We start from the raw sequence: 26,669 nt of genomic DNA, 5'->3' as shown, positions 1-26,669 counted from the left end.
ATGTTAATACGGCCCGCATCACGCTGCCTTAAGCGCGGGCGGTACGATAAAATGCGATGGATCGACCACGAGCAGCGACGCGCCCTCATGCTCGATCATCGCTTCGGCGACACGCGCCCATCCCGGCATCAGCTTGCCGGCCAGGCGCGTCTCGGCCGCGTCGATGAAGCACACATCCTCGATTTCATCGGCGAGCAGCGCGTAGCCATGTTCCGCAACATCGACCACGATCACCCGCTGCCCGCTCGCCACCGCCACCGGCGGCAGGCCGACGACGACATGCGGGTCGATCAGCGTGAAGACGCGGCTGCGCAGCGCGAACAGGCCTGCGACGTGCGGCGGCGCGCCCGGCACCTCGACCGGTGCCCCGACCGCGACCACCGAATTGATCGAGCGCGAGCGCAGTGCGACGCGCGTGTCGGCGATACGCGCGATCAGATACAGTTTTTCCATCATGACCGCGCTCCTCCGACCTTACGGCGCAGCGCCGCGAGCAAGCCCGCCCGATCGTAGCGATAGACGCTCGCATCCTCGGGGCTTGCCGAAACCGCTGCCGATCGCAGGCAGATGACGGGAAGCTCGCCCGCATCATGGGCGCAGCCCTGCCCGCTTTCGGTCAGGCACAGCATCACATCGGCCCCCTCGCCCGCGTCGGCGGCCGTGGCAACGCGGTAGCCCGCGCCGCGTAGCAGCGGCGCCAGAAAATTCTCGCCCCACCCGTCAGCATCGCCTGCGAGCCGGCACAGCGGCGCGCGGCCCGCGACGGCGGTGCGGCCGCCGGCGTGACACTCCATGATCCAGAAAGGATCGATGAGTTCGACGGGCTCGCCACCGACCAGCACCACGCCCGCGATCAGGCCCGGTGCCGACGCGGGTTCGACCACGTCGGGCAGGCGCACGATGTCGATCACCGCCGCGATCGGGTAACAGATCACCGTATCGCCGTCGTACAGCCGAAGCAGCTTCACCGCCGCCTCGCCGGCAGGCACCGTTGCCGCATGGACCGGGAATATCTCGTCGCCAACCTGCACCCGAACGGCGCCGCCGCTTTCAAACAGTGCCGATTGCGGCACTTCTTCGACCCGTTCGATCACCGACAGGCGAACACCGCGCGTGCGGCCGTCGGCCTCGCGGAACAGCAGCAATTGCGTCGCGTTGCGCGCCCGTTCGGCCTGCGCCTCGCGTTCGTCGGCGCGGTCCTGACTGCGGCCAGCCTCACCGGCATCGACGCCCGACGCCGCGAGCAGCCCCTGAACATCGAGCAGCAGCACCGGCCGCCCGTTGTCGGGCAGCGTGGTGCCCGCATAAAGGCCGGTCGCCATGATCATCGGTGCGGCGGGCTTGATGACCAGTTCCTCATGGTCATGGATCGCCGCGACGCTGAGCGCATAGCTCTGCCCCTGCCCAGGCCGGATGATGACGAGAGCGCGGTCGTCCACATCGTCGTCGTCGCCGCGCTGACGCGCCAGCACATCCTCGAGCCGCAGCAAGGGGAATTGCTCGCCGCGCACCGTTGCGATTTCGCCGCCACCGAGCCGCTCGATACGAACGCTGTCGTTCGTCTCGAGCAGAATTTCGCGGACCGATCCGCGCGGAATGGCAAAATATTGCCCTGCAGCGCGCACCATCAGCCCCGAAATGATCGTCAGCGTCATCGGAACGCGCAGCAACACCGACAGGCCGCGTCCCTCTTCATTGCGCAGTTCGACGAGGCCGCCGATCTTTTCGACATTGGCCTTGACGATGTCCATGCCGACGCCGCGGCCGGAAATTTCCGTAATCTGCGCCGCGGTCGAAAAGCCCGGACGAAAGATCAGCTCCAGCTTTTCAGCCGGCGTCAGCGTCCGTGCGTCGGCCGCCGAGAGCAGCCGGTTGGCGATCGCCTTGGCAACCAGCGCGTCGGGCGAAAGGCCGCGCCCGTCGTCGCTCACCTCGATTTCGATCTGATTGCCCGACTGGCGCGCCGAAACCCTTATGGTGGCGGTAATATCCTTCCCCGCCGCGACCCGCTCGTCGAGCCCCTCGATCCCGTGATCGATGGCGTTGCGGACGATGTGGATCAACGGATCGCGGATATTCTCCATCATCTCGCGGTCGAGTTCGACCTCGCCGCCGCTCGTGTCGAAATGGATCTTCTTGCCGAGTTCCTGCGCCAGATCGCGCACAATGCGCGGCAACGGCGCAAACAGCTTGTCGATGCGCTGCATCCGCATCTGGCTCACCGATTGGCGCATTCCCGCGATCGAATCGGACAAACGGTCGAACGCGCCAATCAGCGCCGCATCGGCCCCGGATTCGCGCAGCATCCGCGCGAACTCGTTGCGCGCGAGCACGATGTCGGTAACCCCCGTCATCACGCTGTCGAGCAGCGGCAGCGGCACGCGGATCGACCGCCAGCCCTGCAATTCGGTGATGATATCATCTTCGCGCCGCATCCGGATCGCCTCCGGAACCGCGGGCGCCGCGTCCGCCTGCACCGGATCAGACGCATCGGCTGACAGGGCGGCGATCACGTCGCCATCCTCACCCGCCGGCTCGGCGCCTTCGCTCGCCAACCGCTCGCACAGCATCGACAGTCGATCGACGATGGCGAGCACGCCGGTGACGAGCGCGGCGTCGGGCGCGCGATGACCGCGGCGAACCTGGTCGAGCGCCTCTTCGGCGGCATGCGAAAGCGCGGTCACGCGTGGCAACGCCAGAAAGCCCGAGCTTCCCTTGATCGTGTGCATCATCCGAAAGATAGAATCGAGCTGCGCCCGGTCGGCCGGATCGGCCTCCCACACGACCAGCGCCCCGCCGGCATCGGCAAGGATTTCCGACGTTTCAGCCAGAAAATCGTTCAGAAGATCGTCCATCGCGGTTCCGCTGCGCCCCAAAATCAAGGCGCAACCATGACCGACAATGGTTAAGGAGCGCTTTACCCGGCGGGCCGCAGCACCGCGCCGACGAGCAACGACGTCGGCGTTTCGCGCGCCAGCATCACGGTGCCGTTATTCTGCGCCGCCACCGCCTGGACGAGCACCGCGGGAGCGGTTCGTGAGGTCATTGCGGCGGCCGCCTCGCCTTCCGCAAGGATGCGTTCGACGTCGGCATCGACAAGGATGCGCTCGGCCTCGGCATGCAACGCGATCTCGATGTTTTCGCCCTGCCGCTCGCAGCCGATGTCGAGCCGTCCGCCGCGAACCAGGGCATCGACCAGGATCAGCGCGAGGTTGAGGATGATCTTGACCGCCGGCTTGGGCAGAGCGTCGTCGCCGATCATCCAGTTGAGCGTGATCGGGCGGTCGGCCATGATCCCTTCGATCGCGCCCTTCGCTTCGGTCGGCGGCACCGCTTCGCCGAAGCCGCCCGCCGATCCGAAAGCGAGCCGGAAGAATTTGAGCTTCGCCGCCGATGTCCGTGCGCTTTGTTCGAGCAGGTCGACCACCCGCGCCCGCATCTCAGGGTCTTTTTCATCGGCCAGCAGCTCGAGGCCGTTGGCAAAGGCTCCGACGGGGCTCAGCAGGTCGTGACACAGGCGCGAGGCCATCATCGAGGCGAAATCGACGCGATCGTCGGTCATGGATGCATTGGCTCCCCAAGCTCGGCAGTTTCCGGCACCGCTGCTCCTAGGGCAGCCGCCCCCTTCAGGGCAAGCGCCATCCCCTTGAATATTGCCCGGACGGGGCCACATGACGACCAATGAAGGGGGACGACGACATTCTGACCGTGGCGTTGGGCGACAGCGCGGCCGGGTTGCGGCTCGACCGGGCGTTGGCAGAGGCTTTGCCCAGCCTGTCGCGCGAGCGCGTCAAGACGCTGATCAAGGGCGGCCGCGTCACCGATGAAGGCGGGCGCATCCTGTGGGATCCCGCCGCCAAGGCATCCGCACCGGCGAAGCTCGAACTGCGCCTGCCCGCCCCCGCCCCCGCGCATAATGTGGCGCAGGACATGAATCTCGTCATCGCCTATGAGGACGAGCATCTGATTGTGGTCGACAAGCCCGCGGGAATGGTCGTTCACCCTGCCGCCGGCAATCTCGACGGCACGATGGTCAACGCGCTGCTCCATCATTGCGCTGGGCAATTGTCGGGAATTGGCGGCGTCGCGCGCCCCGGCATCGTCCACCGTATCGACAAGGATACGAGCGGACTGATCGTCGCCGCCAAGCACGACAAGGCGCATGAGGGGCTGGCGAAGCAATTTGCGGCGCACAGCATCGACCGCCGCTATCTCGCGATCGCGACCGGCCGCCCGATGCCCGCCAACGGCACGGTAGAGGCCGCGCTCGGCCGGTCGAGCGTCAATCGCAAGAAGATGGCGGTGGTCGAGCCGGGCCGCGGCAAACATGCGATCACCCATTACCGGACGATCGAGCCGCTGCGGGACGCAACCTTGGTGGAATGCCGGCTGGAAACGGGCCGCACGCATCAGGTTCGCGTCCATATGGCGCATATCGGCCACCCGCTCGTCGGCGATCCGGTCTATGGGCGCGCCCGAAAGCCGCTTTCGGACCTGCTGAAAGCCCGCCATTTTGCGCGTCAGGCGTTGCATGCAGCCCATTTGGGCTTTATTCATCCGGTGACCGGTAACAGCATCGCGCTCGACAGCGAACTCCCAGCAGACATGCGGGAACTGATCGATGAACTGCGCGTTTAGGTTTCGAATGAAAATCTATTTTGACCGCGAAAGGCAATTGCGGCAGGATATTTTCAGGTTTTAGGGAAGACACTCTCCATGGCTAATAAAAGCAATGTTCCGGCAGTGGTGCCCGCGCTCGGCGGTGAGGCGAGCCTGAACCGCTATCTGGCCGAAATCCGTAAATTTCCGCTTCTGACGCCCGAGCAGGAATATATGCTCGCCAAGCGCTTTCAGGAGCATGGCGACAGTGAAGCTGCGGCGCAGCTCGTTACCTCGCACCTGCGTCTCGTCGCAAAGATCGCGATGGGCTATCGCGGCTATGGCCTGCCGGTTAGCGAACTGATCAGCGAAGGCAATATCGGCCTGATGCAGGGCGTGAAGAAATTCGATCCCGAACGCGGCTTCCGTCTCGCCACCTATGCGATGTGGTGGATCCGCGCCTCGATCCAGGAATTCATCCTGCGCTCGTGGAGCCTAGTGAAGATGGGCACCACCGCGGCCCAGAAGAAGCTGTTCTTCAACCTGCGCCGCATGAAGAATAATCTCGAAGCGTTCGAGGACGGCGATCTCAGCCCCGAAAACGTCGCCAAGATCGCAAAGGATCTGGGCGTCACCGAGGACGAGGTGGTCAGCATGAACCGCCGCATGGCGATGGGCGGCGACACGTCGCTCAACGTGCCCATGGGCGAGGATGGCGACAGCCAGTGGCAGGATCTGCTCGGCGACGAAGGCCCGCTTCAGGACGAACGCGTGGCCGAGGCCGAAGAACGCGACGTGCGGCACGAACTGCTCACCGAAGCGCTCGCGACACTCAACGAGCGCGAACGCCACATTCTGACCGAACGGCGTCTGACCGACGACCCGAAAACGCTCGAGGATCTGAGCCAGGTCTATGACGTCAGCCGCGAACGCGTCCGCCAGATCGAGGTCCGCGCCTTCGAAAAGCTGCAGAAGGCGATGCTCAAGCTTGCCGGCGAACGCCGACTTATCGGCGCCTGAACGCTAATCCTTGCTCCCGCCCCGGTTGGGGGCGCAGTTAGAGGTCTTGTTCCGATCGCGCGCTTGCCTCAGGCGCGCGAGCGGTTAATTTGCCCGGCATGGCATCCCGATCCCGCGCAAGAAAGCGCAAGCTCCCCTGGTATCTGCGCCCCTTCAAATGGCTGATATGGTTCGCCATAGGGACGGCGGCGTGGGTGCTTGTCTATGCGGTGGTGCCGCCGCCCCTTACCTTCACCATGCTCGCCGACAGCAACGGCATCACCAAGGACTGGACGAGCCTTTCGGCGATCGACCGCAATATGGTCCGCGCCGCCATCGCCGCCGAAGACGGAAAATTCTGTACCCATAACGGCTTCGATACCGAAGCCATCGAAGCTGCGATCGAGCGCAACGCCAAGGGCAAGCGGCTGCGCGGCGGCTCGACAATCAGCCAGCAGACGGCAAAGAACGTCTTTCTGTGGCAGGGCAGCGGCTGGACCCGTTATCTGCGCAAGGTGCCGGAAGTTTGGTTCACCTTCCTGATCGAAACCTTCTGGAGCAAGCGGCGGATCATGGAAGTCTATCTGAATGTTGCCGAGACGGGGATCGGCACTTATGGCGTCGAAGCGGGCGCCCGGCGTTATTTCAACCATGGTGCGAACCGCCTCAGCCCGGCCGAGGCCGCGCGCATTGCCGCGATCCTGCCGCTCCCCAAGAAGCGCGAGGCGATCAGTCCGTCGGGCTTCACACGCCGTTACGGCAATATGATCGCCGCGCGCATCGGTCAGGTCCGACGCGATGGTCTGGACGCGTGCATCTATAAATAGAACAGCACAAGCGGCGCGCCGCCTTCAGTCCTGGCTGCCTCAGTTTTGGCTGCCTCAGTTTTGGCTGCCTCAGTTTTGGCTGGGAGTCACGGTCGCGACGACGGGTTTGGGCGTGATCGCCTCTGCCGCGACGACGCGCTTCGTGTCGCCATTGGCGATTGCCTTTTCGAGCGCCGCGACCTGCGGGCATTTATCCTTGCACAGCCGCTGCACGTCGGCGAGCTTTTCGCGCGCCAGTTCGATCGCGCCCTTGTCGGCGAGCGCTTCGCCCTGCCCCGCCAGCGCGGCGATGTCGTTGGGTTCGAGCAGCAGCGCTTCGCGATAAAGACCGATGGCCTTGCCCGGCAGGCCCTGAGCGCGCGCGACCTGCGCCAGCGCGACAATCGCCGAACGGTTGCGCGGGTCGGCGGCGAGCGCCGATTCATAGGCGTCGATTGCGGCGTCGAGATCGCCCTTCGCCTGCGCCGCCTGGCCCTGGTTCATCAGCGCGACGGACTGGGGCAGGATATCATTGTCGGCACGCTGCGCATCGGAGGCTACAGGCAGGCTGGCCAGAACGAGACCGGCGCCAAGGGCCAGTAAACTGATGCGCATCGCATTCTCCCATCGCTTCATTTGCGGCGACGCTAACATGGCGCGGTCAGCCGTGCGAGGAAAAAGCCGTCGCATCGGTCGTGCGCCGGGGTGAACAGATAGCCCGCGCCCGCGGCGCGCGCGATACCATCCGGCAAATAGCCGCTGTCGGCGGTCCAGCCCCGACGTAGGTCCAGAAACGCTTGCACCTGTGCCCGCCCCTCGCGCGCGATGATTGAGCACACAGCATAAAGGAGTTTACCGCCCGGCGCCACCATATCGGCACCGATGGCGAGCAGGTTCGCCTGATCGGCCAGATGACGCTCGAGCCGCGCCGGCGTCAGCCGCCAGCGCAGTTCGGGACTGCGCCGCCAGGTGCCGCTGCCCGAACAGGGCGCGTCGACGAAAACATGCGTCGCCTTGCCGCGCCAGTCGGCGAGCATCGCCGATTCCTTCCCCGGATCGAGCAGGCGCGTCTCGATGCGCATTGCCCCCGCCCGCTCCGCACGGGGCGGCAATTGCTGGAGCCGCGCGCGATTGACGTCGCACGCCAATATGTCGGCGGCATCGCCGGTCAGCGAGGCGATGGCGAGCGTCTTGCCGCCGGCCCCGGCGCACAGATCGACGATGCGCGCGCCCGCAGCGGCACCCAGCGCTGCGGCGGCATATTGGCTCGCGGCATCCTGCACCTCGAACGCGCCGTTTTCATGGGCGGGATGCTGGATCGCCGCGGTTTCAGGCGGCAGGCGCCAGCCGTCGGGCGCACCCTCGATCGCGCGCCCCTCGGGGAAAAGTTCGGCAAGCCCGTCGCGCGACGCCTTCAGGCGGTTGGCGCGCAAGTCGAGCGGTGCGCGCTCGAGCATCGCCCCCTCTTCGGCGCTCTCGATCAGCGGATCGAACAATTCGGCGAGCGCCGACGCGGAGACGCCGGTTTCGGCGCGCGGCTCGTCGCTGCCTATCGGCGCGGGCCCGTAAGGCGATCCGTCGAACAGCGCTGCGAGCGCCGGATCATGGTCGGCGAGCGCGAGCATTGCCGCGCGCCCCGACGCCGGCACCGACCGCACCGCGCGGATCGCGTCATAGACGTGGCCGCGGATCGCGCGCCGGTCCTTCGATCCCGCGTAGCGCCGTGCCCGCATCGCCTCGGCGAACAAAGCGTCGGCGGGCGCCCCGCCCTCGCGCGCCGCAGCGGCGATGGTATCGAGAATCTCGATTGCGGTCTGGACGCGGGCGGCGGGGGTCATGCGATGGCCTCAGCCCGCCGGATAATTCGGTGCCTCGCGCGTGATCGACACATCATGAACATGGCTTTCGCGCAGGCCCGCATTGGTGATGCGCACGAATTTGGCGCGCTCGCGGAAATCGGGCAGCGTGCGGCTGCCCGTATACCCCATCGCCGCCTTCACGCCGCCGACGAGCTGGTGGATGACATCTTTCGCCGCGCCCTTGAACGGTACCTGGCCTTCGATGCCTTCGGGAACCAGCTTCATCTGGTCCTTGATGTCCTGCTGGAAATAGCGATCGGCGCTGCCGCGTGCCATCGCCCCGACGCTGCCCATGCCGCGGTAGCTCTTGTAGGTGCGTCCTTGGTAAAGGAAGGTTTCGCCCGGCGCCTCGGCCGTCCCGGCGAGCAGCGATCCGACCATGACGCTCGACGCCCCGGCCGCCAGCGCCTTGGCGATGTCGCCCGAGGTACGCAGACCGCCATCGGCGATGACCGGAACGCCATGCTTGGCCGCAACTTCGACGCTGTCGAGGATCGCGGTGAGCTGCGGGACGCCGACCCCGGCGACGATCCGCGTCGTGCAGATCGATCCCGGTCCAATGCCGACCTTCACCCCGTCGGCGCCGGCGTCGATCAGCGCCCGCGTCGCTTCGCCGGTCGCGACATTGCCCGCCAGCACCTGGACCCGGTTCGACAGCTTCTTGATCTTCTCGACCGTCGCGCCAACCATCTTGCTGTGACCATGCGCGGTATCGACGACGATCAGATCGCATTCGGCGTCAAGTAGCGCCTCGGCCCGTTCGACCCCGGTGTCGCCGGTGTTAGTCGCGGCGGCAACGCGCAGCCGGCCGCTCTCGTCCTTCGTCGCGTCGGGAAAGTTGACCGCCTTTTCCATATCCTTGACGGTGATCAGGCCAATGCAGCGATAATCTTCATCGACCACGAGCAGCTTTTCGATGCGGCGCTGGTGGAGCAGCTTGCGCGCCTCTTCCTGGCTGACGCCCGCGCGGACCGTCGCCAGATTCTCCGCGGTCATCAATTCGCGCACCGGCTGGCCCGGATTATCGGCAAAGCGCACGTCGCGGTGGGTGAGGATGCCGACCAGCTTCCCGCCGGTCTCGACCACCGGAATCCCCGAAATGCGGTGCTGCGCCATCAGCGCGGTGGCGTAGGACAGCGGCGCGTCGGGCGTGATAGTGATGGGATTGACGATCATCCCGCTTTCAAAGCGCTTCACCTGGCGCACCGCCGCGGCCTGTTCCTCGATGGTGAGATTGCGGTGGAGCACGCCGATCCCGCCGATCTGCGCCATCAGGATGGCCATGTCGGCCTCGGTAACCGTGTCCATCGCCGACGACAGGATCGGAATGTTGAGGCTGATCTCGCTGGTCAGCCGGGTCGACAGATTGGCGTCGGAGGGCAGAATGTCCGAGGGGCCCGGCACCAGCAGCACATCGTCGAAGGTCAGGCCGGTGAAGATTTCCATGGGTGCCACTTTCTGGTGCGGGCGTCGCCTGACCCCGCGGCGGCGGGCGGCACACGCGATTCGTTCGGTGGCGGCCCATGTAACCAGTCAATTCCCGGCGCGCCAGTGGGCGGCGCAGGAATATTTGCGCCGGTTCGCGGCGCGAAAGGGCGGCGGGTTTGCGGCCAACTGTCCGCACTCCCGCCGCCCTGCCCCTACCAGCGCCCGAGCACGAGGAAGAGCCCGCCGATAAACAGCGTCACGCCGACCGCGAACTTCAGATAGTCGGCAACGCCCAATGTGAGCTTCGCACCGTGCCGGGCGCGAAAGGCCGCGACATTGGCGCGCAGATCGGGGGTTCCGGTGACGCGTCCGACCTCAAGATGACGTCCCGTCTTGAGAAAGGCGAGCGCGTGCGCGACTTCCTCTTCGGACACATCGGGATAACGGCGAAATATGTCCTCGGCGCGCAGCGCGTCGGCGCCGAGCGGAGGCCCGGCGGCAATTGGTTCGGTCATGTTCAAATTCCATCGATGATCGCCCTCCGCACAGGGGGCAAGGATCGGCCGGCGCACGGCGGCGCACGGCCCGTCGATCAGATGGCAATCATCGGCGGTGCGCGCGCCGAATAGGGCGTAGCAGCAGCACTGCGCGTCCAGCCGGCGGCGACCCGGCCGAAGTCGGGCCGGAATAGTCCGACGGCGGGCAATGCCGGCGGCGCGGCTGACAGCTTGGCGAGATCGCCGCCTGCCGGATGCCGGTCGTCCTCGCCGGCGCGATAATGCGCGCTGAGCGTAAGGCCGCCGGCACGGACGAAAGGATGCCCGCCATCATAGGGCGCTCCCGCGATGGCGGCGGCGGTTTGATCGACCAGCCGCGCCGGCGCCGAGGCATCACGCACGAGGCCGCCCGCGCCGAGCGCAACGAGCGCCAGCCACGCCAGAAAGACGCCAACGCGGCGGCGCAGGTCGGAATCGAACATCCGCATCGCCTCCATATTGCGTCTCGCGGCCGCAAAAGCTAGCGCGGAGGGGTGAACGCGCCACCGACACCCCGGGTATCCTCTCCCTTCGCGCCTTTTCGCTATCCCGCGTTTCGCGCGATCTGGATCGCCAATCTGGCGTCCAATATCGGGTCGATGATCCAGTCGGTCGGCGCCGCCTGGCTGATGACCGAGCTCACCGGCTCGCATCTGCTCATCGCGCTCGTGCAGGCGAGCGCGACGATCCCGATCATGTTGCTCGGCGTCTTTGCCGGGGCAATCGCGGACAATTTCGATCGCCGTCGGATCATGCTGGCGGCGCAAAGCGCAATGCTGATCGTGTCGGCGGCGCTGACCGTCACGGCCTGGATGGGGGCGCTGACGCCGCTGCTGCTGCTCGGCTTCACGCTCGCGGTCGGGTGCGGTACCGCACTCAACGGCCCCGCGTGGCAGGCATCGGTGCGATTGCAGGTCGGCCCCAAGGATCTGCCGCAGGCGATCACGCTAAACAGCGTCGCCTTCAACCTCGCGCGCAGCGCCGGCCCGGCGCTTGGCGGCTTGCTCATCTCGCTGACCGGCCCCGCCACGGCCTTCGGGATCAATGCGCTAAGTTATCTGGCGCTGATCGTCGTCCTGCTGCGCTGGCACCCCGAAGTCACGCCGCCGCGGCGCACCCCCATATTGGGCGCGATCGCGATCGGCATCGGCTATTGCGCCCGCTCGAGCCCGCTGCGCCGCGTGCTGACGCGCGGCTTTGCCTTCGGCATCGCCGGCGCTGCCTTTTCGGCGCTGCTGCCCTCGCTCGTTCGCGATCGGCTGCACGGAACCGAGATCATCTACGGCCTCTGCCTTGCCGCGTTCGGCGCAGGATCGATCTTCGCGGCGCTCTGGGTCGGCGAAGCGCGGAAACGCTGGGGCAGCGACCGCGTCGTCAGCATTGCGTCATTGGTCTTTGCCGCCGCGATGATACCCGCCGCCACGGCGCTGACGCTGCCGCCGCTGCTGGCGACCGCCTTCGTCGCCGGCGCGGCCTGGGTTTCGACGCTGACCACGCTCAACGTCGCCATGCAGCTCCGCTCGCCCGAAGAGATTTTGGGACGCTGCCTGTCGATCTATCAGGCGGTAACCTTCGGCGCGATGGCGCTCGGCGCCTGGCTGCTCGGGACGCTCGCCGATCTCACCGACCTGCCGACGGCACTTTTCACCGCTGCCGGATGGCTGACCGCCACCGGTCTTTTGCTCCCGCTTATCGCCCCGATGCCCCGCCGCGACGATGGCCGCGTGATCCCCTGAAATTTTTTGTCCGTACCGGTACAAAAGACGCGCCGCGCCACCTTAAAGGCCGAAGCGAGCGCCCGTTAAAGCGGGTATGACCACACATGCTACATCATCGAACGAGCCGGTAGGGCGGCTCCTTGGTTGGCTGGGGCTCCGCCACGGAAAAACCGGCGCCCAGGCAGGAGACGCCGCGTCGCCCGGGGGGCGTACCCCGCGCGACATGGTGACCGAAGCCCGTCAGCAACTCGTCGGCGCGATCGCTTCCTTCCTGCTCGACCATGATCTCGATGTATCGGCGGCCAACCTCCTGATCGCGCACAGTGCCTTTTCGGGGATCAATCCAAGGCTTGCGCGGCAGATCGCGACGCGATCGCAGACCGCCGACGGCATCACCCAGCAATGGCTCGACGAACTGGCGCAGCAGGAACCGATCCAGCCCGACCGCGCCGAACTCGATCGCCTCGTCACCCGCCTCGAAACCAATCTCGATACTTTCCAGACGAACACCAAGGCGGCGCGCAACGCGACGAGCGATTATGGCGTCAAACTCGAAAAGCATGTGACCGACCTTCAGCAAGTGCAGGTCACCGGCGAACTCGTCACCCATCTCGCCGATCTCGCCAAGGCCATGCTCGACCGCACGCGCCATGCCGAAGAAGAAATGCGCCGCAGCGAGGATGAAGCGAAATCGCTGCGCCGCAGCCTCGCCCGCGCCAAGCGCGACGCCGAGGTCGATTATCTGACCGGCCTGCCGAACCGCCGCGCCTTCGAGGTGCTGCTCGAGCGCCATTATGAAGAAGCGCGCGCGAGCTGCGAGCCGCTGAGTGTTGCCTTTTGCGACATCGACAATTTCAAGCTGGTCAACGACACCCACGGCCATGAGGCGGGCGACCGCGTCATAAAGCTGATCGCCGATACGCTGGCGCATATCTCGAACGACCATTGCCACGTCGCACGCCACGGCGGCGAGGAATTCGTCATGCTGTTCCGCGGCCTGCCGCCCAGCGAAGCCGCCGCACGTCTCGACGAGGCACGCGAACAACTCGCGGGCCGCCGCCTTATCAACCGCAAGACCGACGAGCCCTTCGGCCAGATCACCTTCTCGGGCGGGGTCGCCGACGTTTTCGGTTACAATAATGCGCGCGACGCGCTGAAAGCCGCCGACGACGCGCTCTACCGCGCCAAGGAAAGCGGCCGCAACCGGATCGAGCTGGCGGGGATCTGAGGCCCCCTGCCCATCGATCACCAATCGAGAGTCAGCGACTCCAGCGCGCGAAAATCGCGGTGGGCAGCAGCAGCCCCCGCGCCACTTCGCGCACCGCAAGCTCGCCGCATTCGACCTTGCCCGGCAAATCGGCAAAAATCTGCGCCAGCAGTTCGCCGATCGCCAGCGCCGACATGCGCACCGCATAAACGGTGAGGAACAGGGCGCGGCTGTCGGCATCGAGGAGCTGGCGGCAATCGGCGAGCAAGGGCGCCAGTCCTTCCTCGATCTGCCAGCGTTCGCCGCCGGGACCGCGTCCGAACTTCGGCGGATCGAGCAGGATCGCATCGTAGCGCCGCTCGCGCCGCACCTCGCGCGCGGTGAACTTGCCGGCATCGTCGACGATCCAGCGGATCGGCCGGTCGCTCATGCCCGCGAGTGCGGCATTGTCGCGCGCCTGCGCCACCGATTTCTTCGACGCATCGACATGCGTGACCGCCGCGCCCGCCGCGGCGAGCGCCTGGCTGCCGACACCGGTATAGCCGAACAGATTCAGGAACGCGGGATCGGCCTTGTCGGCGACGCAGCCGCGCAGCCAGTCCCACACCGGCGCCATGTCCGGGAAAAAGCCGAGATGGCGGAACGGGGTGCAGGACGCGGTGAAGCGCGCTTCGCGCCAAGCCAGCGGCCACCCTTCGGCCGGCACGGGGCGATGGAAATACCAGCGGCCGCCGCCATCTTCGTCGGATGCGGGGATGAATTCGCCGTCGGCGGCATCCCACTCGCTTTCGGCCAACGCAGGTTGCCACATCGCCTGCGGTTCGGGACGGATGAAACGATAGGAGCCGTAGCGTTCAAGCTTGCGCCCGCCGCCGCTGTCGAGCAGCCCGTAATCGTCCCACCCCTCGCCGACGAGCGTCGCGAGCGGCAGCAGATCAGCCACGGGCCGCCTCGCGCAGGATATGGGCCTTTACCGCGTCATAGTCGCCGGGCAACTTTTCATAGCGCTCCTCGCGGTCGAACAGATTGCCGAGGCGGGTCGGCAGCGCCGGACGAACGCCTGTCGCGCGTTCGACCGCATCGCGGAACTTGGCGGGATGCGCAGTCGCGAGCGTCACCACCGGAACGTCGGCATCGATATCGAGCGCGCGCGCCGCGGCCAGCCCGACGGCGCTATGCGGATCAATGATCTGCCCCCCATGTTCCTGCGCCCAGCGCAGCGCCAGCGTCATGCCATCGGCATCGATGCGCGCGCTCGAAAACAGGTCGCGGGCGCCGGCAAGCATATCCTCGGGAATCGTCATCGCTCGGCTGCGGTCAAATTCGGCCATCATCGCATCGATCGCAGCCCCGTCGCGACCCGCGAGGTCGAAGAGCAGCCGCTCGAAATTGCTGCTCACCTGAATGTCCATCGACGGCGTCGCGGTCGCGGTCACGCTGCCCGCGCTGTAATCGCCACTCGACAGGGCGCGGTGCAAGATGTCGTTGACGTTGGTAGCGACGACCAGCTGCGCCACCGGCAGCCCCATGCGCGCCGCGACATAGCCTGCGAACACGTCACCGAAATTGCCCGTCGGCACGCTGAACGCGATCGCGCGGTCGGGGGCGCCGAGGCGGACCGCGGCATAGAAATAATAGACCACCTGTGCCATCAGCCGTGCCCAGTTGATGCTGTTAACCGCCGACAGCGTCAGCGCGCTGCGCGCCTCGGCATCGCCGAACAGCCGCTTCACCATCGCCTGCGCGTCGTCGAAGCTGCCGTCGATCGCGATGTTGTGGACGTTGGGCGCCAGCACGGTCGTCATCTGGCGGCGCTGCACGTCGCTGACCCGCCCTTCGGGGTGGAGCATGAAGATACGGATATGCTCGCGCCCCGCGACCGCCTCGATCGCCGCCGATCCCGTATCGCCCGACGTTGCGCCGACGATGGTCAGATCGGTATCGCCGCCGCTCAGGAATTTTTCGAACAGCTGACCGAGCAGTTGCAGCGCGACATCCTTGAAAGCCAGGGTCGGACCGTGAAACAGCTCGAGCAGCCAGTGGCGATGGTCAAGCTGGACGAGCGGCGTCACCGCATCATGACTGAAGCGGCCGTAGGCGGCCTGGCACAATTCGCGCAGTTCGGCCTCGTCGAGCACGCCGGCGACGAAAGGCATCATCACGCGCACCGCGGTTTCGGCATAGTCGAGCCCCGCGAGCGCGCGAATATCCTGCGCCGACATCTGCGGCCAGGCGGCGGGGACGTAGAGTCCCCCGTCGCTCGCAAGGCCGGCGAGGGTAGCGGCACGGAAGTCGAGGGTCGGCGCGGAGCCGCGGGTGCTGATATAGTCCATGACGGAAAAGCGCCTAGCGGCGCACCGTCACCGCTGCAAGCGGCGGCGCACCGCGATGATATAGATAATTAGCGCGATCGCCGCGAACAGGAACCATTGCACGGCGTAAGCGAGATGGTTGTTGGGCACGTCCGCCGCCGATGGCACCGCACTGGGCCGTAGTCCCACGGCGGGCTGGTCGGCGACCAGCATCGCGCGCGCCGGCACCGCACGGCCGGTCAGCCGCTCGATCAGGCTCGGCTGCTCGGGCCCCGGTACGATCGTGCCCTGAACCGCGCCGCCCGCCCATTTGGGCGGCGTGAAATCGTCGGCGATACCGATGTCGACCAGCACCCCCGGCCCCTCGGCGCCGGTGCGACAATCCGCAATCATGCGAATACCGCCTCCGCCCTCGCGATCGGTGCCGCTGCGCGGATCCCAGCGCACCGGTTCGAGACAGATAACGCTGCTTTTGCGATAGAGCATCGCGTCGGGAACCGGCGGCAGCTTCGGATAAGTCACCGTCGCCGACATCGCCCCGTTGCGCTCGTAAAGCGCGATCAGCGCTTCCTTCTCTCCCTTGCGCTGCAACTGCCAGATGCCGAGCGCGATCATCGTCGCCACGGCGGCCAGAACCAGGATCGTCGGAATCACCGGCCAGCCGCGCGGCGGCGGCGCGGCGGCTTCGCCGGGCGAAGGAGCGTCAGGCGTCGTCGTCATGCCGGTCCACCAGGCGCCCTTCCGCCGCCTTGCGCTGATGCTCGCTCGCGAGCAGCGCGGCCTTGCCAACCCGCAGGCCGTAGATGACTGCGGCGGCCGTTATCGGCACCCACAACAGCACATGCACCCACAGCGGCGGCTCGAATGCGAAATCGACGGCGATCGCCGCGGCAACGATCAGCGCACCGATGATCATGGTCAGAAACGCCGCCGGCCCGTCGCCGACATTATAGGTCGAATAGTCCAGTCCGCAGGCGCGGCAGCGCGGCGCGAATTTGGTCGGCCCGTCGAACAGCGTCGGCGCGCCGCATTCGGGGCAGAGACCGAAAAGGGCAGCGCGCCAGACCGGCGGCTGCCCCTTTTGATGCTGTTCGCTGTCCGGCAATTTAGTGCGCGGCGACCGGTGCGCCCCAGCCACCCCAGACATAGACGATGATGAAGAGGAACAGCCACACCACGTCGACGAAGTGCCAATACCAGGCAGCGGCTTCGAAACCGAAGTGCTGCGTCGGCGTGAAATGGCCCTTGTAGACGCGGACGAGGTTCACGATCAGGAAGATCGTGCCGACCAGAACGTGGAAACCGTGGAAGCCGGTCGCCATGAAAAAGGCCGAGGTATAGTTGATCGTGCCGAAGGGGAACGGCGCTTCGGCATATTCATAAGCCTGAATGCAGCTGAAGGTCAGGCCGAGGATGATGGTCAGCCACAGACCCTTCTTGAGCCCTTCGCGATCGCCGTGGATCAGCGCATGGTGCGCCCAGGTGATCGTCGTGCCCGAGCAGAGCAGGATCAGCGTGTTGAGCAGCGGCAGCGAGAAGGCGTCGATGACATGGATGCCCTTCGGCGGCCAGATCGACGCGGCAACGGCGCCTTCCTGCCCGAACAGCGAGGTCACCGCACCGTCGACGATCTCGACCGGCGCCGGGAACAGCGAGAAATCGAACCAGGCCCAGAACCAACCGACGAAGAACATGACTTCCGATGCGATGAACAGGATCATGCCATAGCGCAGGTGCAGCTGAACGACCGGCGTATGATCGCCGGCATGCGCTTCCTTGATAACCTCGCCCCACCAGCTGAAGAAAGTGGCGATCACACCCATGAAACCGAGACCCAGCACCCATTTGCCGGCACCGCCGAAATGGTCGGCGTGCATCGCCATGACGAGGCCGAAGAACATCACCAGCGCGGCGACCGAGCCGAAAAGCGGCCAGACGCTGGGATTTACGAGGTGATAATCATGATGTTTGGCACCGGCCATGTCACAGTTCCCGTTTTTTGCCCCAGCGCGATGATCCCCATCATCTGCCGGTCCTTGGTAAGACTCTATTGGTTGCGGCCTTAGCTCGCCTTTTTGCCCTCGTCCACTGGGTAGAAGGTGTAGCTGAGGGTGATTTCCTGAATGTCGCGCGCGTCGGGATCGTCCTTGATCTTGGGATCGACGAAGAACAGCACCGGCATGCGGATCTGTTCGCCCGGCTTCAGCGTCTGCTGGGTGAAGCAGAAGCACTGGATCTTGGTAAAATATTTCCCCGCCTGGTCGGGCGTCACGTTGAAGGTCGCGGTGCCGGTGATCGGGTGCGGCGAATTATTCTGCGCGATGAAGATCGCCATGTCGCGCGCGCCGATGCTGACCGTATCGGTGGGATGTTCGGGATAGAATTTCCACGGCAGCTTGGGCGATACATTGGCATCGAAGCGCACCGAGACGGTGTCGCTCAGCACCTTCGGCGTCTCGGCCGCGGCGACCGGGTCGTAACGCTGCGTCGTGCCGCCAAAGCCGGTGACGCGGCAGAAAAGATTGTAGAGCGGCACCGCCGCGAAACCCAGCCCGACCATCGCTGCCGCGAGCAAGGCCGCGAGCGCCGCGGTGCGGCCATTTTTCCGGCGTGTCGCTTCGTCCGTCATGTCGGCACCACCATGCGCGCCATCGTAATGAAGAAAAAGAGGAAAGCGAGCCCGCCGAGGATCCAGCCCATCAGGTTGGCGCGCACGCGCTGGCGGCGGCGATATTCGGCTTCGTCGAACGGCTGTTGCGGATTTTCGTCGGTCATAGCGGCAACCAGTGATCGGCGACCACCGCGCCGAAGAGGATGAAGAGATAGGCGATGGAAAAGGCGAAGAGGCGCTTTTCGGGCTGCATCCGGTCGTCCGCGCCCGCACTGCGCAAGCCGACCTGCGCCGACAGCAGCACGAACAGCGCCGACAGGATCGTCGCCGTCCAGCCATAGAGCGCGCCCGTGTAGCCGAGCGGCCACGGCGCGATCGCCGCCGCTGCCATCACGATGGCATAGAACAGAATCTGGCGGCGCGTCGCGCGCTCGCCTGCGACCACCGGCATCATCGGAATTCCCGCTGCGGCATAGTCCGAGCGCACGAACAGCGCGAGCGCCCAGAAATGCGGCGGGGTCCAGAGGAAGATCAGCAGGAACAGCGCGATCGGCAGTGGTGCGACGCTGCCCGTCGCCGCGACCCAGCCGATCAGCGGCGGGAATGCCCCCGCCGCGCCGCCAATCACGATATTCTGCGGCGTCCGCGGCTTGAGCCACATTGTGTAGATGAAGACGTAGAATAGGATCGAGACGGTCAGCAGTACCGCCGCCTGCCAATTGGCGGCGAACAGCATGAGGAAGACCGAAAAGGCAGCGAGTCCGACGCCAAACTGCAACGCCGTCTGGCGGTCGAGACGACCGGCGGGCAGCGGGCGGTTCGCCGTCCGCTTCATTTTCGCGTCGATCGTCGCTTCATACCATTGGTTGAGCGCCCCCGATGCGCCTGCCCCGAGCGCGATCGCGAGGATCGACGAAAAGGCAAGTACCGGATGAACGCTGCCCGGTGCCGCGAGCAAACCGCACAGCGCGGTAAAGACGACGAGCGACATCACGCGCGGCTTGGTCAGCGCGAACAGGTCGCGCCAATCTGCGGGAAGCGACATCTCGCCGTGGGTCAGGCTCTGCGCCATGCTAACTCCAGGCCGGAAAGCGGGGCGCCCCCTGCCAAGGCTCTTAGCAGGGGGCGCAGCGCAATCAGGCGATACGCGGCAGTTCGTTGAACTGGTGGAACGGCGGCGGGCTCGACAGCGTCCATTCCAGCGTCGTCGCACCTTCGCCCCACGGGTTGTCGGCGGCCTTCTTGCCCGCGAACAGCGACCAGGCGATGTTCACGAAGAAGAAGATCATGCCCACGGCCATGATCACATAGCCGAACGACGAGATATAGTGCCAATAGGCGAAGGCTTCCGCATAGTCGGGATAGCGGCGCGGCATGCCCTGCTGGCCCAGGAAGTGCTGGGGGAAGAACAGGACGTTCACGCCGATGAAGAAGATCCAGAAGTGCAACTGTCCGAGGAACTCGTTGTACATCCGGCCCGACATCTTCGGGAACCAGTAATAGAAGCCCGCGAACAGCGAGAAGACCGCGCCGAGCGACAACACATAGTGGAAGTGCGCGACGACATAATAGGTGTCGTGCAGGTTGGTGTCGACGCCGCCATTGGCGAGCACGACGCCGGTCACGCCGCCCACGGTGAACATGAAGATGAAGCCGATCGCCCAGACCATCGGGGTCTTGAAGCTGATCGAACCGCCCCACATCGTCGCGATCCACGAAAAGATCTTGATGCCGGTCGGGACCGCGATGACCATCGTCGCGGCGGTGAAGTACATCTTCAGGTTCACGCTCATGCCGACGGTGAACATATGGTGCGCCCACACGATGAAGCCGACGACACCGATCGCGACCATGGCGTAGGCCATGCCAAGATAGCCGAACACCGGCTTGCGGCTGAAGGTCGAGATGATCTGGCTGACGATGCCGAAGCCCGGGAGGATCATAATGTATACTTCGGGGTGGCCGAAGAACCAGAAGAGGTGCTGATAGAGCAGCGGATCGCCGCCGCCCGTGGCGTCATAGAAGGTGGTGCCGAAGTTACGGTCGGTCAGCAGCATGGTGATCGCGGCGGCGAGGACCGGAAGCGCGAGCAACAGCAGGAAGGCGGTGACGAGCACCGACCAGACGAACAACGGCATCTTGTGCAGGGTCATGCCCGGTGCACGCATGTTGAAGATCGTGGTGATGAAGTTGATCGCACCGAGGATCGATGCCGCACCCGCAAGATGGAGCGAGAAGATCGCCATGTCGACCGCCGGGCCGACCGACCCGCTGGTCGACAGCGGGGCATAGACGGTCCAGCCGGTGCCAGCGCCGAGGCCGCTGCCGCCGGGAACGAACATCGAGCCGCACAGCATGACGAACGCAACCGCCGTCAGCCAGAAGGACACGTTGTTCATGCGCGGGAAGGCCATGTCCGGCGCACCGATCATCAATGGCACGAACCAGTTGCCGAAGCCGCCGATCATCGCGGGCATGACCATGAAGAAGACCATGATCAGGCCGTGCGCGGTGATCATGACGTTCCAGAAATGCTTGCCCGCGGTCGCGTCCGCCGCGCCGCCGAGCATATGCGCCCAGCCCGGAAGATACTGGATGCCGGGTTCGGCGAGTTCGAGACGCATCATCCCCGAAAGCGCACCGCCGACGATGCCGGCGATGATCGCGAAGATCAGGTAGAGCGTGCCGATGTCCTTGTGGTTCGTCGACATGAACCAGCGGACAAAGAAGCTGGGCGTGTCATGGTCGTGGTCGTGCGCGTGGTCGTGGCCATGCGCCGGTGCAGTCGCTGCGATATCGGTCATCTGTCGGACCCCCTGATTAATTCTTGGCGGCCGGTGCGGCGGCGGACGCCGCAGCCGGAGCCGCTGTGGTCGTGTCGGCGGCGGGGACAGTCGTCGCCGGAATCGGGCCGGTCGGGGCCGGAGCGGCGGCAGCGGGCGCTGCCGCAGCGGCGGCCTGGGCGCCGTCGGGATTGCCGCCCTTCGAGCGGACCCACGCCTTCCACTTGTCCATCGGCAGCGCTTCGACCGCGATCGGCATGAAGCCGTGGTCAACACCGCACAGTTCCGAACACTGGCCGTAATAGACGCCGGGCTTGTCGACGGTGAACGTCGTTTCGTTGGCGCGGCCCGGAACCGCGTCCATCTTGGTCCACAGCGCGGGAACCGCGAAGCTGTGGATCACGTCCGCGCCGGTGATGATCAGCTTCACCTGCTTGCCGACGGGGACGACCATGCGATTGTCCACCGCGAGGTGATAAGGCTCGCCGGCGGCGACGGCCTTGTCTTCGGGCAGCATCTTCGAGACATATTCGCCGATACCCTGGTCGGGATAGGCATAGCCCCAATACCATTGATAGCCGGTGACCTTGATCGTCAGCGCATCCTTCTTCGGCGGCTCATATTGCGCCGCGAGCAGGCGGATCGACGGAACCGCGATCACCGCAAGGATAAGGACCGGGATCGCGGTCCAGATGATTTCTATGAACGTGTTGTGCGTCGTCTTCGACGGCACCGGATTGGCCGACGCGCGGTAGCGCACGACGACCCACAGCAGCAGACCGAGCACCAGCAGCGAGATGAAGGTGATGACGGGCAGCAGCATATAATGGTTGAACCAGTAAGCGCGCTTGCCGATCGGGCTTTCCTGTTCCTGGAAGTTCCATCCGCCCTCGACCGGCTGACCGATGCCTGCGGTCGGCTTCATCGGCACATAGGTCGCATCGCCGGCCGGTACCGCAGCCTTGTTGCCGGCGGGAGCCGCCGCATCGCTGGTCGCCGCGGCCGGAGTCGCGTTCGTCGTCGCGGCCGGCGCCGCAGCGGGAGCTGCCGCCGGGGCCTGCGCCTGCACCGCGCCCACGGTGCCGAGCGACAAAGCCGCCGCAATTACAAGGGTTTTCAAGCTCTTCATAAGGATAGTGCCGCCCGTTGCCTGTTGCTGTTCTCGATCCCCCAACCTCTCCGTCTCGGCAGCCGGGCACAGGCCCGGACAGCCCGCGAACAGGCTGAAACTCGCCGGGGCTATAGACCCGCTTGCCGCTTGCCTCAAGCATCTCTAACACTATTTTGCAGCACGATAATCTTCGTGCCCGAAACCCGCTCATCCGACGCGGGCGACTTGATGGACAAAAGACCGAACCTCCCATGACCGACGACGAAATTCTGGCCGAGTTCCGTGCCGCAGACGCGCTGCTGCAGGGGCATTTCCTGCTCTCTTCGGGGCGCCACAGCGAATATTATCTGCAATGCGCACGGGTGTTGATGGACACCGAACGCGCCGGACGGCTGGCGATCGCGCTCGCCGCCAAGCTGCCGCGCGACCTGCGCGCGGCGATCGACATGGTCGTTTCGCCCGCAATGGGCGGCGTCATCATCGGCCATGAAATGGGCCGCGCGCTCGGCAAGCCCGCGATCTTCGTCGAACGGCCGACCGGCACCTTCGAATTGCGCCGCGGCTTCGCGATCCCGGCCGGCGCCAAAATCCTGATGGTCGAGGATGTCGTAACCACCGGCCTGTCGTCGCGCGAAGCGATGGAGGCGGTCCGTGCTGCGGGTGGCGACGTGATCGCCGAAGCCGCCCTCGTCGATCGTTCGGCAGGCAGCGTCGACCTCGGCGTTCCCTTCTACCCGCTCGTCGCGATCAATTTTCCGACCTATGCCGAAGACGAACTGCCGCCCGAACTCGCTGCGACTCCCGCAGTGAAGCCGGGGAGCCGCGCGAATTGAGCGCGTCCTCCCCTCGGCGGCTACGCCTGGGCGTCAACATCGACCATGTCGCGACGATCCGCAACGCGCGCGGCGGCGACCATCCCGATCCGGTGCGCGCGGCCGAAATCGTCGCGTCGGTCGGCGGCGACGGCATCACCGCGCATCTGCGCGAAGACCGCCGCCACATCCGCGATGACGACCTCGCCCGCATCCAGGCCGCGACCGACCTGCCGCTCAACCTCGAAATGGCGGCGACCGACGAGATGCTGGCGATTGCGCTGCGCCATGCGCCGCACGCCGCCTGCATCGTACCCGAAAAGCGCGAGGAGCGCACGACCGAGGGCGGGCTCGACGCCGCCGGCCAGCACAACCATCTTGCCCCGATCGTGGCGCGCCTGTCCGACGCGGGAATCCGCGTCAGCCTGTTCATCGAACCCGACGCGCGCCAGATCGAGGCGGCGATGCGGCTGAAGGCCCCCGTCGTCGAATTCCACACCGGCCGCTATGCGCATGTGGACGGCGAGGAACGCGCCGCCGAACTCCGCCGCCTCGCCGACGCCGCCGCACTGGCGTGGAAGAACGGGATCGAGCCGCACGCCGGCCATGGCCTGACTTATGACAATGTCGTCCCTGTCGCTGCCATCCCGCAACTCGCCGAGCTCAACATCGGCCATTATCTGATCGGCGAGGCTATCTTCACCGGGCTCGAACCCGCGGTGCGCCGCATGCGCGACCTGATGGACGAGGCGCGCGGATGAAGAATTTCGTCATTGCGAGCGAAGCGAAGCAATCTCCAGCCCTCCGCCTTGCGCGAGGCCGATGGCTCGAGATTGCGGCGTCGCCTTCGGCTCCACGCAATGACGGCCTTTTGGGGTCGTCATGATCATCGGCCTGGGCTCCGATCTCTGCAGCATCGAACGCATTCAGGCTTCGCTCGACCGTTTCGGCGAGCGTTTCGAACTGCGCGTTTTCACCGAAGTCGAGCGGGCCAAGGCGGCCCGGCGGCCCTTCACCCGCGCCGGCACCTATGCGAAGCGCTTCGCCGCTAAGGAGGCTTTCTCCAAGGCCGTCGGCACCGGCTTCAAACGCGGCGTGTTCATGAAGGACATCGGCGTCGTCAATGCCCCTTCGGGCGCACCGACACTGGCCCTCACCGGCGGCGCCGCGGAGCGGCTCGCCGCGATGCTGCCCGACGGCCATAGCGCGCGCATCCACCTCACGCTCACCGATGACCATCCCTGGGCGCAGGCCTTCGTAATCATCGAAGCCATCAAGGATTGACCATGGCAAAGAACAAGACGGCAAAGAACAAGGCCGCGGACGAAGGCAGCATGCTCAAACTGCTGCGCGACATCGTCGTGATCCTGATCCTGGTGCTCGGCATCCATAGCTGCGTTGCCAAGCCCTTTTACATCCCGTCCGATTCGATGATGCCGATCCTGCGCAACGGCGACCGGCTGATCGTCAGCAAATATCCCTATGGCTGGTCCTACGCCTCGGTCAGCTTTCACCTCGCACCCAAGAAGCCGGGGCGCTGGTTCGGCAAGCTGCCCGAACGCGGCGACATCGTCGTGCTCGAACATCCCGTGACGCGCGTCGATTATATCAAGCGCGTCATCGGCCTGCCCGGCGACACGATCGAACTGCGTGGCGGCGCGCTGATCATCAACGGCAAGCCGATCAAGCGCGAGGTGCGGCCGATGCTGTCGGTGCCTGTCGATGCCAATATGCCGGGTTCGGACAGCAGCCTCGGCCGCTTCGTCACCCGCGACGCGGCCGGCAAGGCGGTGCTCGAATTGCCGATCGTGCGCGAGACGCTGCCCGGCGGAGCGACCTTCGACACGATCGACATGGGGCCGGGCTATCTGACCGATGATTACGGGCCGATCACGGTGCCCGCCGACCACCTGTTCCTGATGGGCGACAATCGCGACGGCAGTGCCGACAGCCGCGTGCCGGTCGACCGCAAGGGGCTTGGCGGCCCGGTGCCTTTCGACGCGATTGCCGGCCGGGCCGAGATCATCAGCTTTTCGACCGACGGTACCGCCGAATGGTATAACCCGCTGAGCTGGTTCGAGGCGCTGCGCCCCGGCCGCGCCGGAACCAATCTCCGGCCGGAGCGTCAGGCCAGCGAGAACTGAGGCGCAATAGCGGGGAAGCGAAGCGATGGCCGACAAGGAAACGCGGATCGAAGCCCCCGGCCCGACCGAGATCCGCAGCCAGCTCGTTCGTACCGAACTGCTCAAGGCCGGCGTTTGGCTCGGCGTCGCGCTGCTCGTCGGCGTCTGCGTCATCCTGATCCAGCCCATTCTGCTTATCTTTGCCGGGATCGTGATGGCGGCGATGCTCGATGGCGGCACCCGCCTCCTTGGCCGCGTGCTGCCGATAGGACGCGGCTGGCGCCTGCTGATCATCTGCCTGTCGCTCGTTGCATTTCTTGCCTGGACCGCGATGTTCGCAGGCTCGCAGATCGCCGATCAGGCGGCGACACTGCAAAAGGTGATCATGAGCCAGGTCGAGCGCGCCGCCAATTGGGCGAGCGAGCATGGCATGGGCACGATCGACATCGACACCAAGACGATCACCGAGAATCTCGCAGGCACCGTCGGGCGCGTTACCGCAGCGGTCGGGTCGGTGCTCGGCGCACTCACCAGCCTCGTCATGGTCGTCGTACTCGGCATCTTCATTGCGATCGAACCGCGACTCTATGAACGCGGCATCGCCTGGCTGCTGCCGATGAAGAACCGCGACGATTTCTACGTGACGACCGCGCGCATGGCCTTCACGCTGCGCCGCCTGATGGCGGGACGGCTGCTCGGCATGGCGGTCGAGGGTGTCGGCACCTGGCTTGCTTGCATGGCGGTGGGGATACCGATGGCGGCGCTCATGGGGCTGCTCACCGGCCTGCTTGCCTTCATCCCCAACATCGGTGCGATCGTGTCGGGGGTGCTGCTCGTCCTCGTGGGCTTTTCGGCGGGCACCGACACCGGCCTTTGGGCGATCGGCATCTATTTCTTCGTGCAGACCGTCGACGGCTATCTCATCGTCCCGATGGTCGCGAAGCAGACCGTCGACCTCGCCCCGGCGCTCGTCCTCGGCGCGCAGATCCTGCTCGGCACCTTGCTCGGTATCATGGGGCTGTTCCTCGCCGACCCGATCGTCGCGATGATCAAGGTCGCACTGGAGCGCGAGGCCGAGCGGAACGCGAGCGCCGCCCCCAAGAAAGCCGCCCCCAAGAAAAACGCGGCGGCGAGCGCCTAGCTCACCGCCGCGTCTTAAAAACGGAAAATCCCGATCAGGGCTGCGGCGCGGCGCCCGACGCTCCGGGTGCGCCGCCGGGGGCGCCCTGCATCATCTGTTGCTGCTGCATCATCTGCTGCATCGCGCGCACTTCGGCTTCGCTGCGGAAGTCGATCAGCTCGATGTCGAAGTGCAAGGTGCTGTTCGCGGGGATCGGCCCGGCGGCGCGGTCGCCATAGCCCAGCGCCGGCGGAATCACGACCTTGTACTTGCCGCCCTTTTTCATGCGGGTCAGCGCATCGGCAAAGCCGGGGACGACCTGCGATACCTGGAGCGGCGCCTGTTCGTTCGAATCGAACACGGTGCCGTCGTCGAGCTTGCCTTCATATTTGATGAGGACGATGTCGGCCTTGGTCGGGCTCGGGCCGCTGCCTTCCTTGACGACCTCGAAGCCGATCCGCGGCGTGTGCGTCAGGGCGAACGCGACGCCGATGCCCAGCAGCGCGATCAGGCCGATCCACAGCAGCCACAGCCCGCCCTTGCTCACCGGGCGCAATGGAACCGTCGTTACGCTCATGCTCTTGTCCTTCCCCTGCCCGTTCGGGCGAAAACATCGGCGAAGCCTATAGGCGGTGCGGTGCGCGA

Annotated in this window: 29 protein-coding genes; 10 read left to right on the top strand and 19 right to left on the bottom strand. The window is 65.7% G+C overall.

Features of this window, described 5'->3' with window-relative positions:
* Positions 1-18: 18 nt before the first annotated feature.
* From L0963_RS12535 to L0963_RS12525, 3 genes are all read right to left on the bottom strand, one after another.
* Complete coding sequence (locus L0963_RS12535; protein ID WP_234179855.1) at positions 19-456, bottom strand: chemotaxis protein CheW; 438 nt, start codon at positions 454-456, stop codon at positions 19-21.
* A complete protein-coding gene (locus L0963_RS12530; protein WP_234179853.1) occupies positions 453-2,855 on the bottom strand; it encodes a chemotaxis protein CheA in 2,403 nt (800 codons plus the stop codon). The genes L0963_RS12535 and L0963_RS12530 overlap by 4 nt, the downstream gene beginning before the upstream one ends.
* A 62-nt stretch (positions 2,856-2,917) precedes the next feature.
* Positions 2,918-3,562 (bottom strand): histidine phosphotransferase family protein, encoded by a 645-nt coding sequence (locus tag L0963_RS12525; protein ID WP_186402364.1) that lies wholly within the window; start codon positions 3,560-3,562, stop codon positions 2,918-2,920.
* 119 nt (positions 3,563-3,681) lie between these two features.
* Between L0963_RS12525 and L0963_RS12520 the strand changes: the two genes are divergently transcribed.
* The 3 genes from L0963_RS12520 to mtgA all read left to right on the top strand — a co-directional run bounded on the left by L0963_RS12520 (position 3,682) and on the right by mtgA (position 6,425).
* Positions 3,682-4,638 carry an RluA family pseudouridine synthase gene (locus L0963_RS12520; RefSeq protein ID WP_186402365.1) on the top strand — a complete coding sequence of 319 codons (957 nt, stop codon included), beginning with the start codon at positions 3,682-3,684 and terminating at the stop codon, positions 4,636-4,638.
* 78 nt (positions 4,639-4,716) lie between these two features.
* The gene (rpoH, locus tag L0963_RS12515) at positions 4,717-5,619 is read left to right on the top strand and encodes an RNA polymerase sigma factor RpoH (protein ID WP_003050258.1); all 903 of its coding nucleotides are present in this window, start codon (positions 4,717-4,719) and stop codon (positions 5,617-5,619) included.
* A gap of 98 nt (positions 5,620-5,717) precedes the next feature.
* Positions 5,718-6,425, top strand: a complete 708-nt coding sequence (mtgA, locus tag L0963_RS12510; RefSeq protein WP_186402366.1) for a monofunctional biosynthetic peptidoglycan transglycosylase — start codon at positions 5,718-5,720, stop codon at positions 6,423-6,425.
* A gap of 69 nt (positions 6,426-6,494) precedes the next feature.
* Here mtgA and L0963_RS12505 read toward each other — a convergent pair whose 3' ends face one another.
* The 5 genes from L0963_RS12505 to L0963_RS12485 form a co-directional block, all read right to left on the bottom strand.
* Positions 6,495-7,019 (bottom strand): tetratricopeptide repeat protein, encoded by a 525-nt coding sequence (locus L0963_RS12505; protein WP_062903258.1) that lies wholly within the window; start codon positions 7,017-7,019, stop codon positions 6,495-6,497.
* A gap of 32 nt (positions 7,020-7,051) precedes the next feature.
* Positions 7,052-8,242 (bottom strand): RsmB/NOP family class I SAM-dependent RNA methyltransferase, encoded by a 1,191-nt coding sequence (locus tag L0963_RS12500; protein WP_234179851.1) that lies wholly within the window; start codon positions 8,240-8,242, stop codon positions 7,052-7,054.
* Positions 8,243-8,251: 9 nt separating this feature from the next.
* Positions 8,252-9,709 carry an IMP dehydrogenase gene (gene guaB, locus L0963_RS12495; RefSeq protein ID WP_186402368.1) on the bottom strand — a complete coding sequence of 486 codons (1,458 nt, stop codon included), beginning with the start codon at positions 9,707-9,709 and terminating at the stop codon, positions 8,252-8,254.
* A 194-nt stretch (positions 9,710-9,903) separates the two neighbouring features.
* Complete coding sequence (locus L0963_RS12490; RefSeq protein WP_062902825.1) at positions 9,904-10,206, bottom strand: hypothetical protein; 303 nt, start codon at positions 10,204-10,206, stop codon at positions 9,904-9,906.
* Between the two features lie 77 nt (positions 10,207-10,283).
* Positions 10,284-10,670, bottom strand: coding sequence for a hypothetical protein (locus tag L0963_RS12485; protein WP_234179850.1), 387 nt, complete (start codon positions 10,668-10,670; stop codon positions 10,284-10,286).
* A gap of 51 nt (positions 10,671-10,721) precedes the next feature.
* On the opposite strand from L0963_RS12485, the gene L0963_RS12480 reads away from it, so the two are divergent.
* On the top strand, positions 10,722-11,963 hold the full coding sequence (locus L0963_RS12480) for an MFS transporter (RefSeq protein ID WP_186402370.1): 1,242 nt from the start codon (positions 10,722-10,724) through the stop codon (positions 11,961-11,963).
* A gap of 205 nt (positions 11,964-12,168) precedes the next feature.
* A complete protein-coding gene (locus tag L0963_RS12475) occupies positions 12,169-13,173 on the top strand; it encodes a GGDEF domain-containing protein (protein WP_003050239.1) in 1,005 nt (334 codons plus the stop codon).
* Positions 13,174-13,204: 31 nt separating this feature from the next.
* Here L0963_RS12475 and L0963_RS12470 read toward each other — a convergent pair whose 3' ends face one another.
* The 10 genes from L0963_RS12470 to coxB all read right to left on the bottom strand — a co-directional run bounded on the left by L0963_RS12470 (position 13,205) and on the right by coxB (position 21,987).
* Positions 13,205-14,083, bottom strand: a complete 879-nt coding sequence (locus tag L0963_RS12470) for a class I SAM-dependent methyltransferase (protein ID WP_186402546.1) — start codon at positions 14,081-14,083, stop codon at positions 13,205-13,207.
* A 4-nt stretch (positions 14,084-14,087) separates the two neighbouring features.
* Entirely contained in the window at positions 14,088-15,485 is a 1,398-nt protein-coding gene (gene thrC / locus L0963_RS12465; protein ID WP_234179848.1) for a threonine synthase, read from the bottom strand.
* Positions 15,486-15,512: 27 nt separating this feature from the next.
* On the bottom strand, positions 15,513-16,184 hold the full coding sequence (locus L0963_RS12460) for an SURF1 family protein (protein WP_267960661.1): 672 nt from the start codon (positions 16,182-16,184) through the stop codon (positions 15,513-15,515).
* Positions 16,168-16,569: a DUF983 domain-containing protein gene (locus L0963_RS12455; RefSeq protein ID WP_217372445.1), complete on the bottom strand. Its 402-nt coding sequence runs from the start codon at positions 16,567-16,569 to the stop codon at positions 16,168-16,170. The genes L0963_RS12460 and L0963_RS12455 overlap by 17 nt, the downstream gene beginning before the upstream one ends.
* 1 nt (position 16,570) lies before the next feature.
* On the bottom strand, positions 16,571-17,446 hold the full coding sequence (locus L0963_RS12450) for a cytochrome c oxidase subunit 3 (protein ID WP_003050228.1): 876 nt from the start codon (positions 17,444-17,446) through the stop codon (positions 16,571-16,573).
* An 80-nt stretch (positions 17,447-17,526) separates the two neighbouring features.
* Positions 17,527-18,093, bottom strand: coding sequence for a cytochrome c oxidase assembly protein (locus tag L0963_RS12445; RefSeq protein ID WP_003050226.1), 567 nt, complete (start codon positions 18,091-18,093; stop codon positions 17,527-17,529).
* Positions 18,090-18,239 (bottom strand): hypothetical protein, encoded by a 150-nt coding sequence (locus L0963_RS12440; RefSeq protein WP_162928272.1) that lies wholly within the window; start codon positions 18,237-18,239, stop codon positions 18,090-18,092. The genes L0963_RS12445 and L0963_RS12440 overlap by 4 nt, the downstream gene beginning before the upstream one ends.
* Positions 18,236-19,147, bottom strand: a complete 912-nt coding sequence (locus L0963_RS12435; RefSeq protein ID WP_062902831.1) for a heme o synthase — start codon at positions 19,145-19,147, stop codon at positions 18,236-18,238. Before L0963_RS12435 ends, L0963_RS12440 begins: the two co-directional genes overlap by 4 nt.
* Positions 19,148-19,211: 64 nt before the next feature.
* Positions 19,212-20,879 (bottom strand): cytochrome c oxidase subunit I, encoded by a 1,668-nt coding sequence (gene ctaD / locus L0963_RS12430; RefSeq protein WP_003050220.1) that lies wholly within the window; start codon positions 20,877-20,879, stop codon positions 19,212-19,214.
* Between the two features lie 16 nt (positions 20,880-20,895).
* Positions 20,896-21,987: a cytochrome c oxidase subunit II gene (gene coxB, locus L0963_RS12425; RefSeq protein WP_234179846.1), complete on the bottom strand. Its 1,092-nt coding sequence runs from the start codon at positions 21,985-21,987 to the stop codon at positions 20,896-20,898.
* A gap of 233 nt (positions 21,988-22,220) precedes the next feature.
* Between coxB and pyrE the strand changes: the two genes are divergently transcribed.
* From pyrE to L0963_RS12400, 5 genes are all read left to right on the top strand, one after another.
* Positions 22,221-22,802, top strand: a complete 582-nt coding sequence (gene pyrE, locus L0963_RS12420; RefSeq protein WP_062902833.1) for an orotate phosphoribosyltransferase — start codon at positions 22,221-22,223, stop codon at positions 22,800-22,802.
* Positions 22,799-23,542, top strand: a complete 744-nt coding sequence (locus L0963_RS12415) for a pyridoxine 5'-phosphate synthase (RefSeq protein ID WP_234179844.1) — start codon at positions 22,799-22,801, stop codon at positions 23,540-23,542. The genes pyrE and L0963_RS12415 overlap by 4 nt, the downstream gene beginning before the upstream one ends.
* A gap of 121 nt (positions 23,543-23,663) precedes the next feature.
* Complete coding sequence (gene acpS / locus L0963_RS12410; RefSeq protein ID WP_003050214.1) at positions 23,664-24,065, top strand: holo-ACP synthase; 402 nt, start codon at positions 23,664-23,666, stop codon at positions 24,063-24,065.
* Between the two features lie 2 nt (positions 24,066-24,067).
* Positions 24,068-24,925 carry a signal peptidase I gene (gene lepB, locus L0963_RS12405; RefSeq protein WP_186402377.1) on the top strand — a complete coding sequence of 286 codons (858 nt, stop codon included), beginning with the start codon at positions 24,068-24,070 and terminating at the stop codon, positions 24,923-24,925.
* A gap of 25 nt (positions 24,926-24,950) precedes the next feature.
* Positions 24,951-26,045 carry an AI-2E family transporter gene (locus L0963_RS12400; RefSeq protein ID WP_234179842.1) on the top strand — a complete coding sequence of 365 codons (1,095 nt, stop codon included), beginning with the start codon at positions 24,951-24,953 and terminating at the stop codon, positions 26,043-26,045.
* 34 nt (positions 26,046-26,079) lie between these two features.
* Here L0963_RS12400 and L0963_RS12395 read toward each other — a convergent pair whose 3' ends face one another.
* Positions 26,080-26,601 (bottom strand): FKBP-type peptidyl-prolyl cis-trans isomerase, encoded by a 522-nt coding sequence (locus L0963_RS12395; protein WP_062902837.1) that lies wholly within the window; start codon positions 26,599-26,601, stop codon positions 26,080-26,082.
* Positions 26,602-26,669 lie beyond the last annotated feature (68 nt).

The sequence above is a fragment of the Sphingopyxis sp. NFH-91 genome (assembly GCF_021401285.1).
Lineage (GTDB): Bacteria > Pseudomonadota > Alphaproteobacteria > Sphingomonadales > Sphingomonadaceae > Sphingopyxis > Sphingopyxis terrae_A.
Note: the sequence above shows the minus strand (reverse complement) of the source record. Positions and strands in the feature narration are given on the sequence as shown.

What these genes read in the sequence shown, in the direction of transcription:
- L0963_RS12535 (WP_234179855.1), bottom strand. Translation starts at nt 456, where the DNA reads ATGATGGAAAAACTGTATCTGATCGCGCGTATCGCCGACACGCGCGTC.
- L0963_RS12530 (WP_234179853.1), bottom strand. Translation starts at nt 2,855, where the DNA reads ATGGACGATCTTCTGAACGATTTTCTGGCTGAAACGTCGGAAATCCTT.
- L0963_RS12525 (WP_186402364.1), bottom strand. Translation starts at nt 3,562, where the DNA reads ATGACCGACGATCGCGTCGATTTCGCCTCGATGATGGCCTCGCGCCTG.
- L0963_RS12520 (WP_186402365.1), top strand. Translation starts at nt 3,682, where the DNA reads ATGAAGGGGGACGACGACATTCTGACCGTGGCGTTGGGCGACAGCGCG.
- rpoH (WP_003050258.1), top strand. Translation starts at nt 4,717, where the DNA reads ATGGCTAATAAAAGCAATGTTCCGGCAGTGGTGCCCGCGCTCGGCGGT.
- mtgA (WP_186402366.1), top strand. Translation starts at nt 5,718, where the DNA reads ATGGCATCCCGATCCCGCGCAAGAAAGCGCAAGCTCCCCTGGTATCTG.
- L0963_RS12505 (WP_062903258.1), bottom strand. Translation starts at nt 7,019, where the DNA reads ATGCGCATCAGTTTACTGGCCCTTGGCGCCGGTCTCGTTCTGGCCAGC.
- L0963_RS12500 (WP_234179851.1), bottom strand. Translation starts at nt 8,242, where the DNA reads ATGACCCCCGCCGCCCGCGTCCAGACCGCAATCGAGATTCTCGATACC.
- guaB (WP_186402368.1), bottom strand. Translation starts at nt 9,709, where the DNA reads ATGGAAATCTTCACCGGCCTGACCTTCGACGATGTGCTGCTGGTGCCG.
- L0963_RS12490 (WP_062902825.1), bottom strand. Translation starts at nt 10,206, where the DNA reads ATGACCGAACCAATTGCCGCCGGGCCTCCGCTCGGCGCCGACGCGCTG.
- L0963_RS12485 (WP_234179850.1), bottom strand. Translation starts at nt 10,670, where the DNA reads ATGTTCGATTCCGACCTGCGCCGCCGCGTTGGCGTCTTTCTGGCGTGG.
- L0963_RS12475 (WP_003050239.1), top strand. Translation starts at nt 12,169, where the DNA reads ATGGTGACCGAAGCCCGTCAGCAACTCGTCGGCGCGATCGCTTCCTTC.
- thrC (WP_234179848.1), bottom strand. Translation starts at nt 15,485, where the DNA reads ATGGACTATATCAGCACCCGCGGCTCCGCGCCGACCCTCGACTTCCGT.
- L0963_RS12460 (WP_267960661.1), bottom strand. Translation starts at nt 16,184, where the DNA reads ATGACGACGACGCCTGACGCTCCTTCGCCCGGCGAAGCCGCCGCGCCG.
- L0963_RS12450 (WP_003050228.1), bottom strand. Translation starts at nt 17,446, where the DNA reads ATGGCCGGTGCCAAACATCATGATTATCACCTCGTAAATCCCAGCGTC.
- L0963_RS12445 (WP_003050226.1), bottom strand. Translation starts at nt 18,093, where the DNA reads ATGACGGACGAAGCGACACGCCGGAAAAATGGCCGCACCGCGGCGCTC.
- L0963_RS12440 (WP_162928272.1), bottom strand. Translation starts at nt 18,239, where the DNA reads ATGACCGACGAAAATCCGCAACAGCCGTTCGACGAAGCCGAATATCGC.
- L0963_RS12435 (WP_062902831.1), bottom strand. Translation starts at nt 19,147, where the DNA reads ATGGCGCAGAGCCTGACCCACGGCGAGATGTCGCTTCCCGCAGATTGG.
- ctaD (WP_003050220.1), bottom strand. Translation starts at nt 20,879, where the DNA reads ATGACCGATATCGCAGCGACTGCACCGGCGCATGGCCACGACCACGCG.
- coxB (WP_234179846.1), bottom strand. Translation starts at nt 21,987, where the DNA reads ATGAAGAGCTTGAAAACCCTTGTAATTGCGGCGGCTTTGTCGCTCGGC.
- pyrE (WP_062902833.1), top strand. Translation starts at nt 22,221, where the DNA reads ATGACCGACGACGAAATTCTGGCCGAGTTCCGTGCCGCAGACGCGCTG.
- acpS (WP_003050214.1), top strand. Translation starts at nt 23,664, where the DNA reads ATGATCATCGGCCTGGGCTCCGATCTCTGCAGCATCGAACGCATTCAG.
- lepB (WP_186402377.1), top strand. Translation starts at nt 24,068, where the DNA reads ATGGCAAAGAACAAGACGGCAAAGAACAAGGCCGCGGACGAAGGCAGC.
- L0963_RS12400 (WP_234179842.1), top strand. Translation starts at nt 24,951, where the DNA reads ATGGCCGACAAGGAAACGCGGATCGAAGCCCCCGGCCCGACCGAGATC.
- L0963_RS12395 (WP_062902837.1), bottom strand. Translation starts at nt 26,601, where the DNA reads ATGAGCGTAACGACGGTTCCATTGCGCCCGGTGAGCAAGGGCGGGCTG.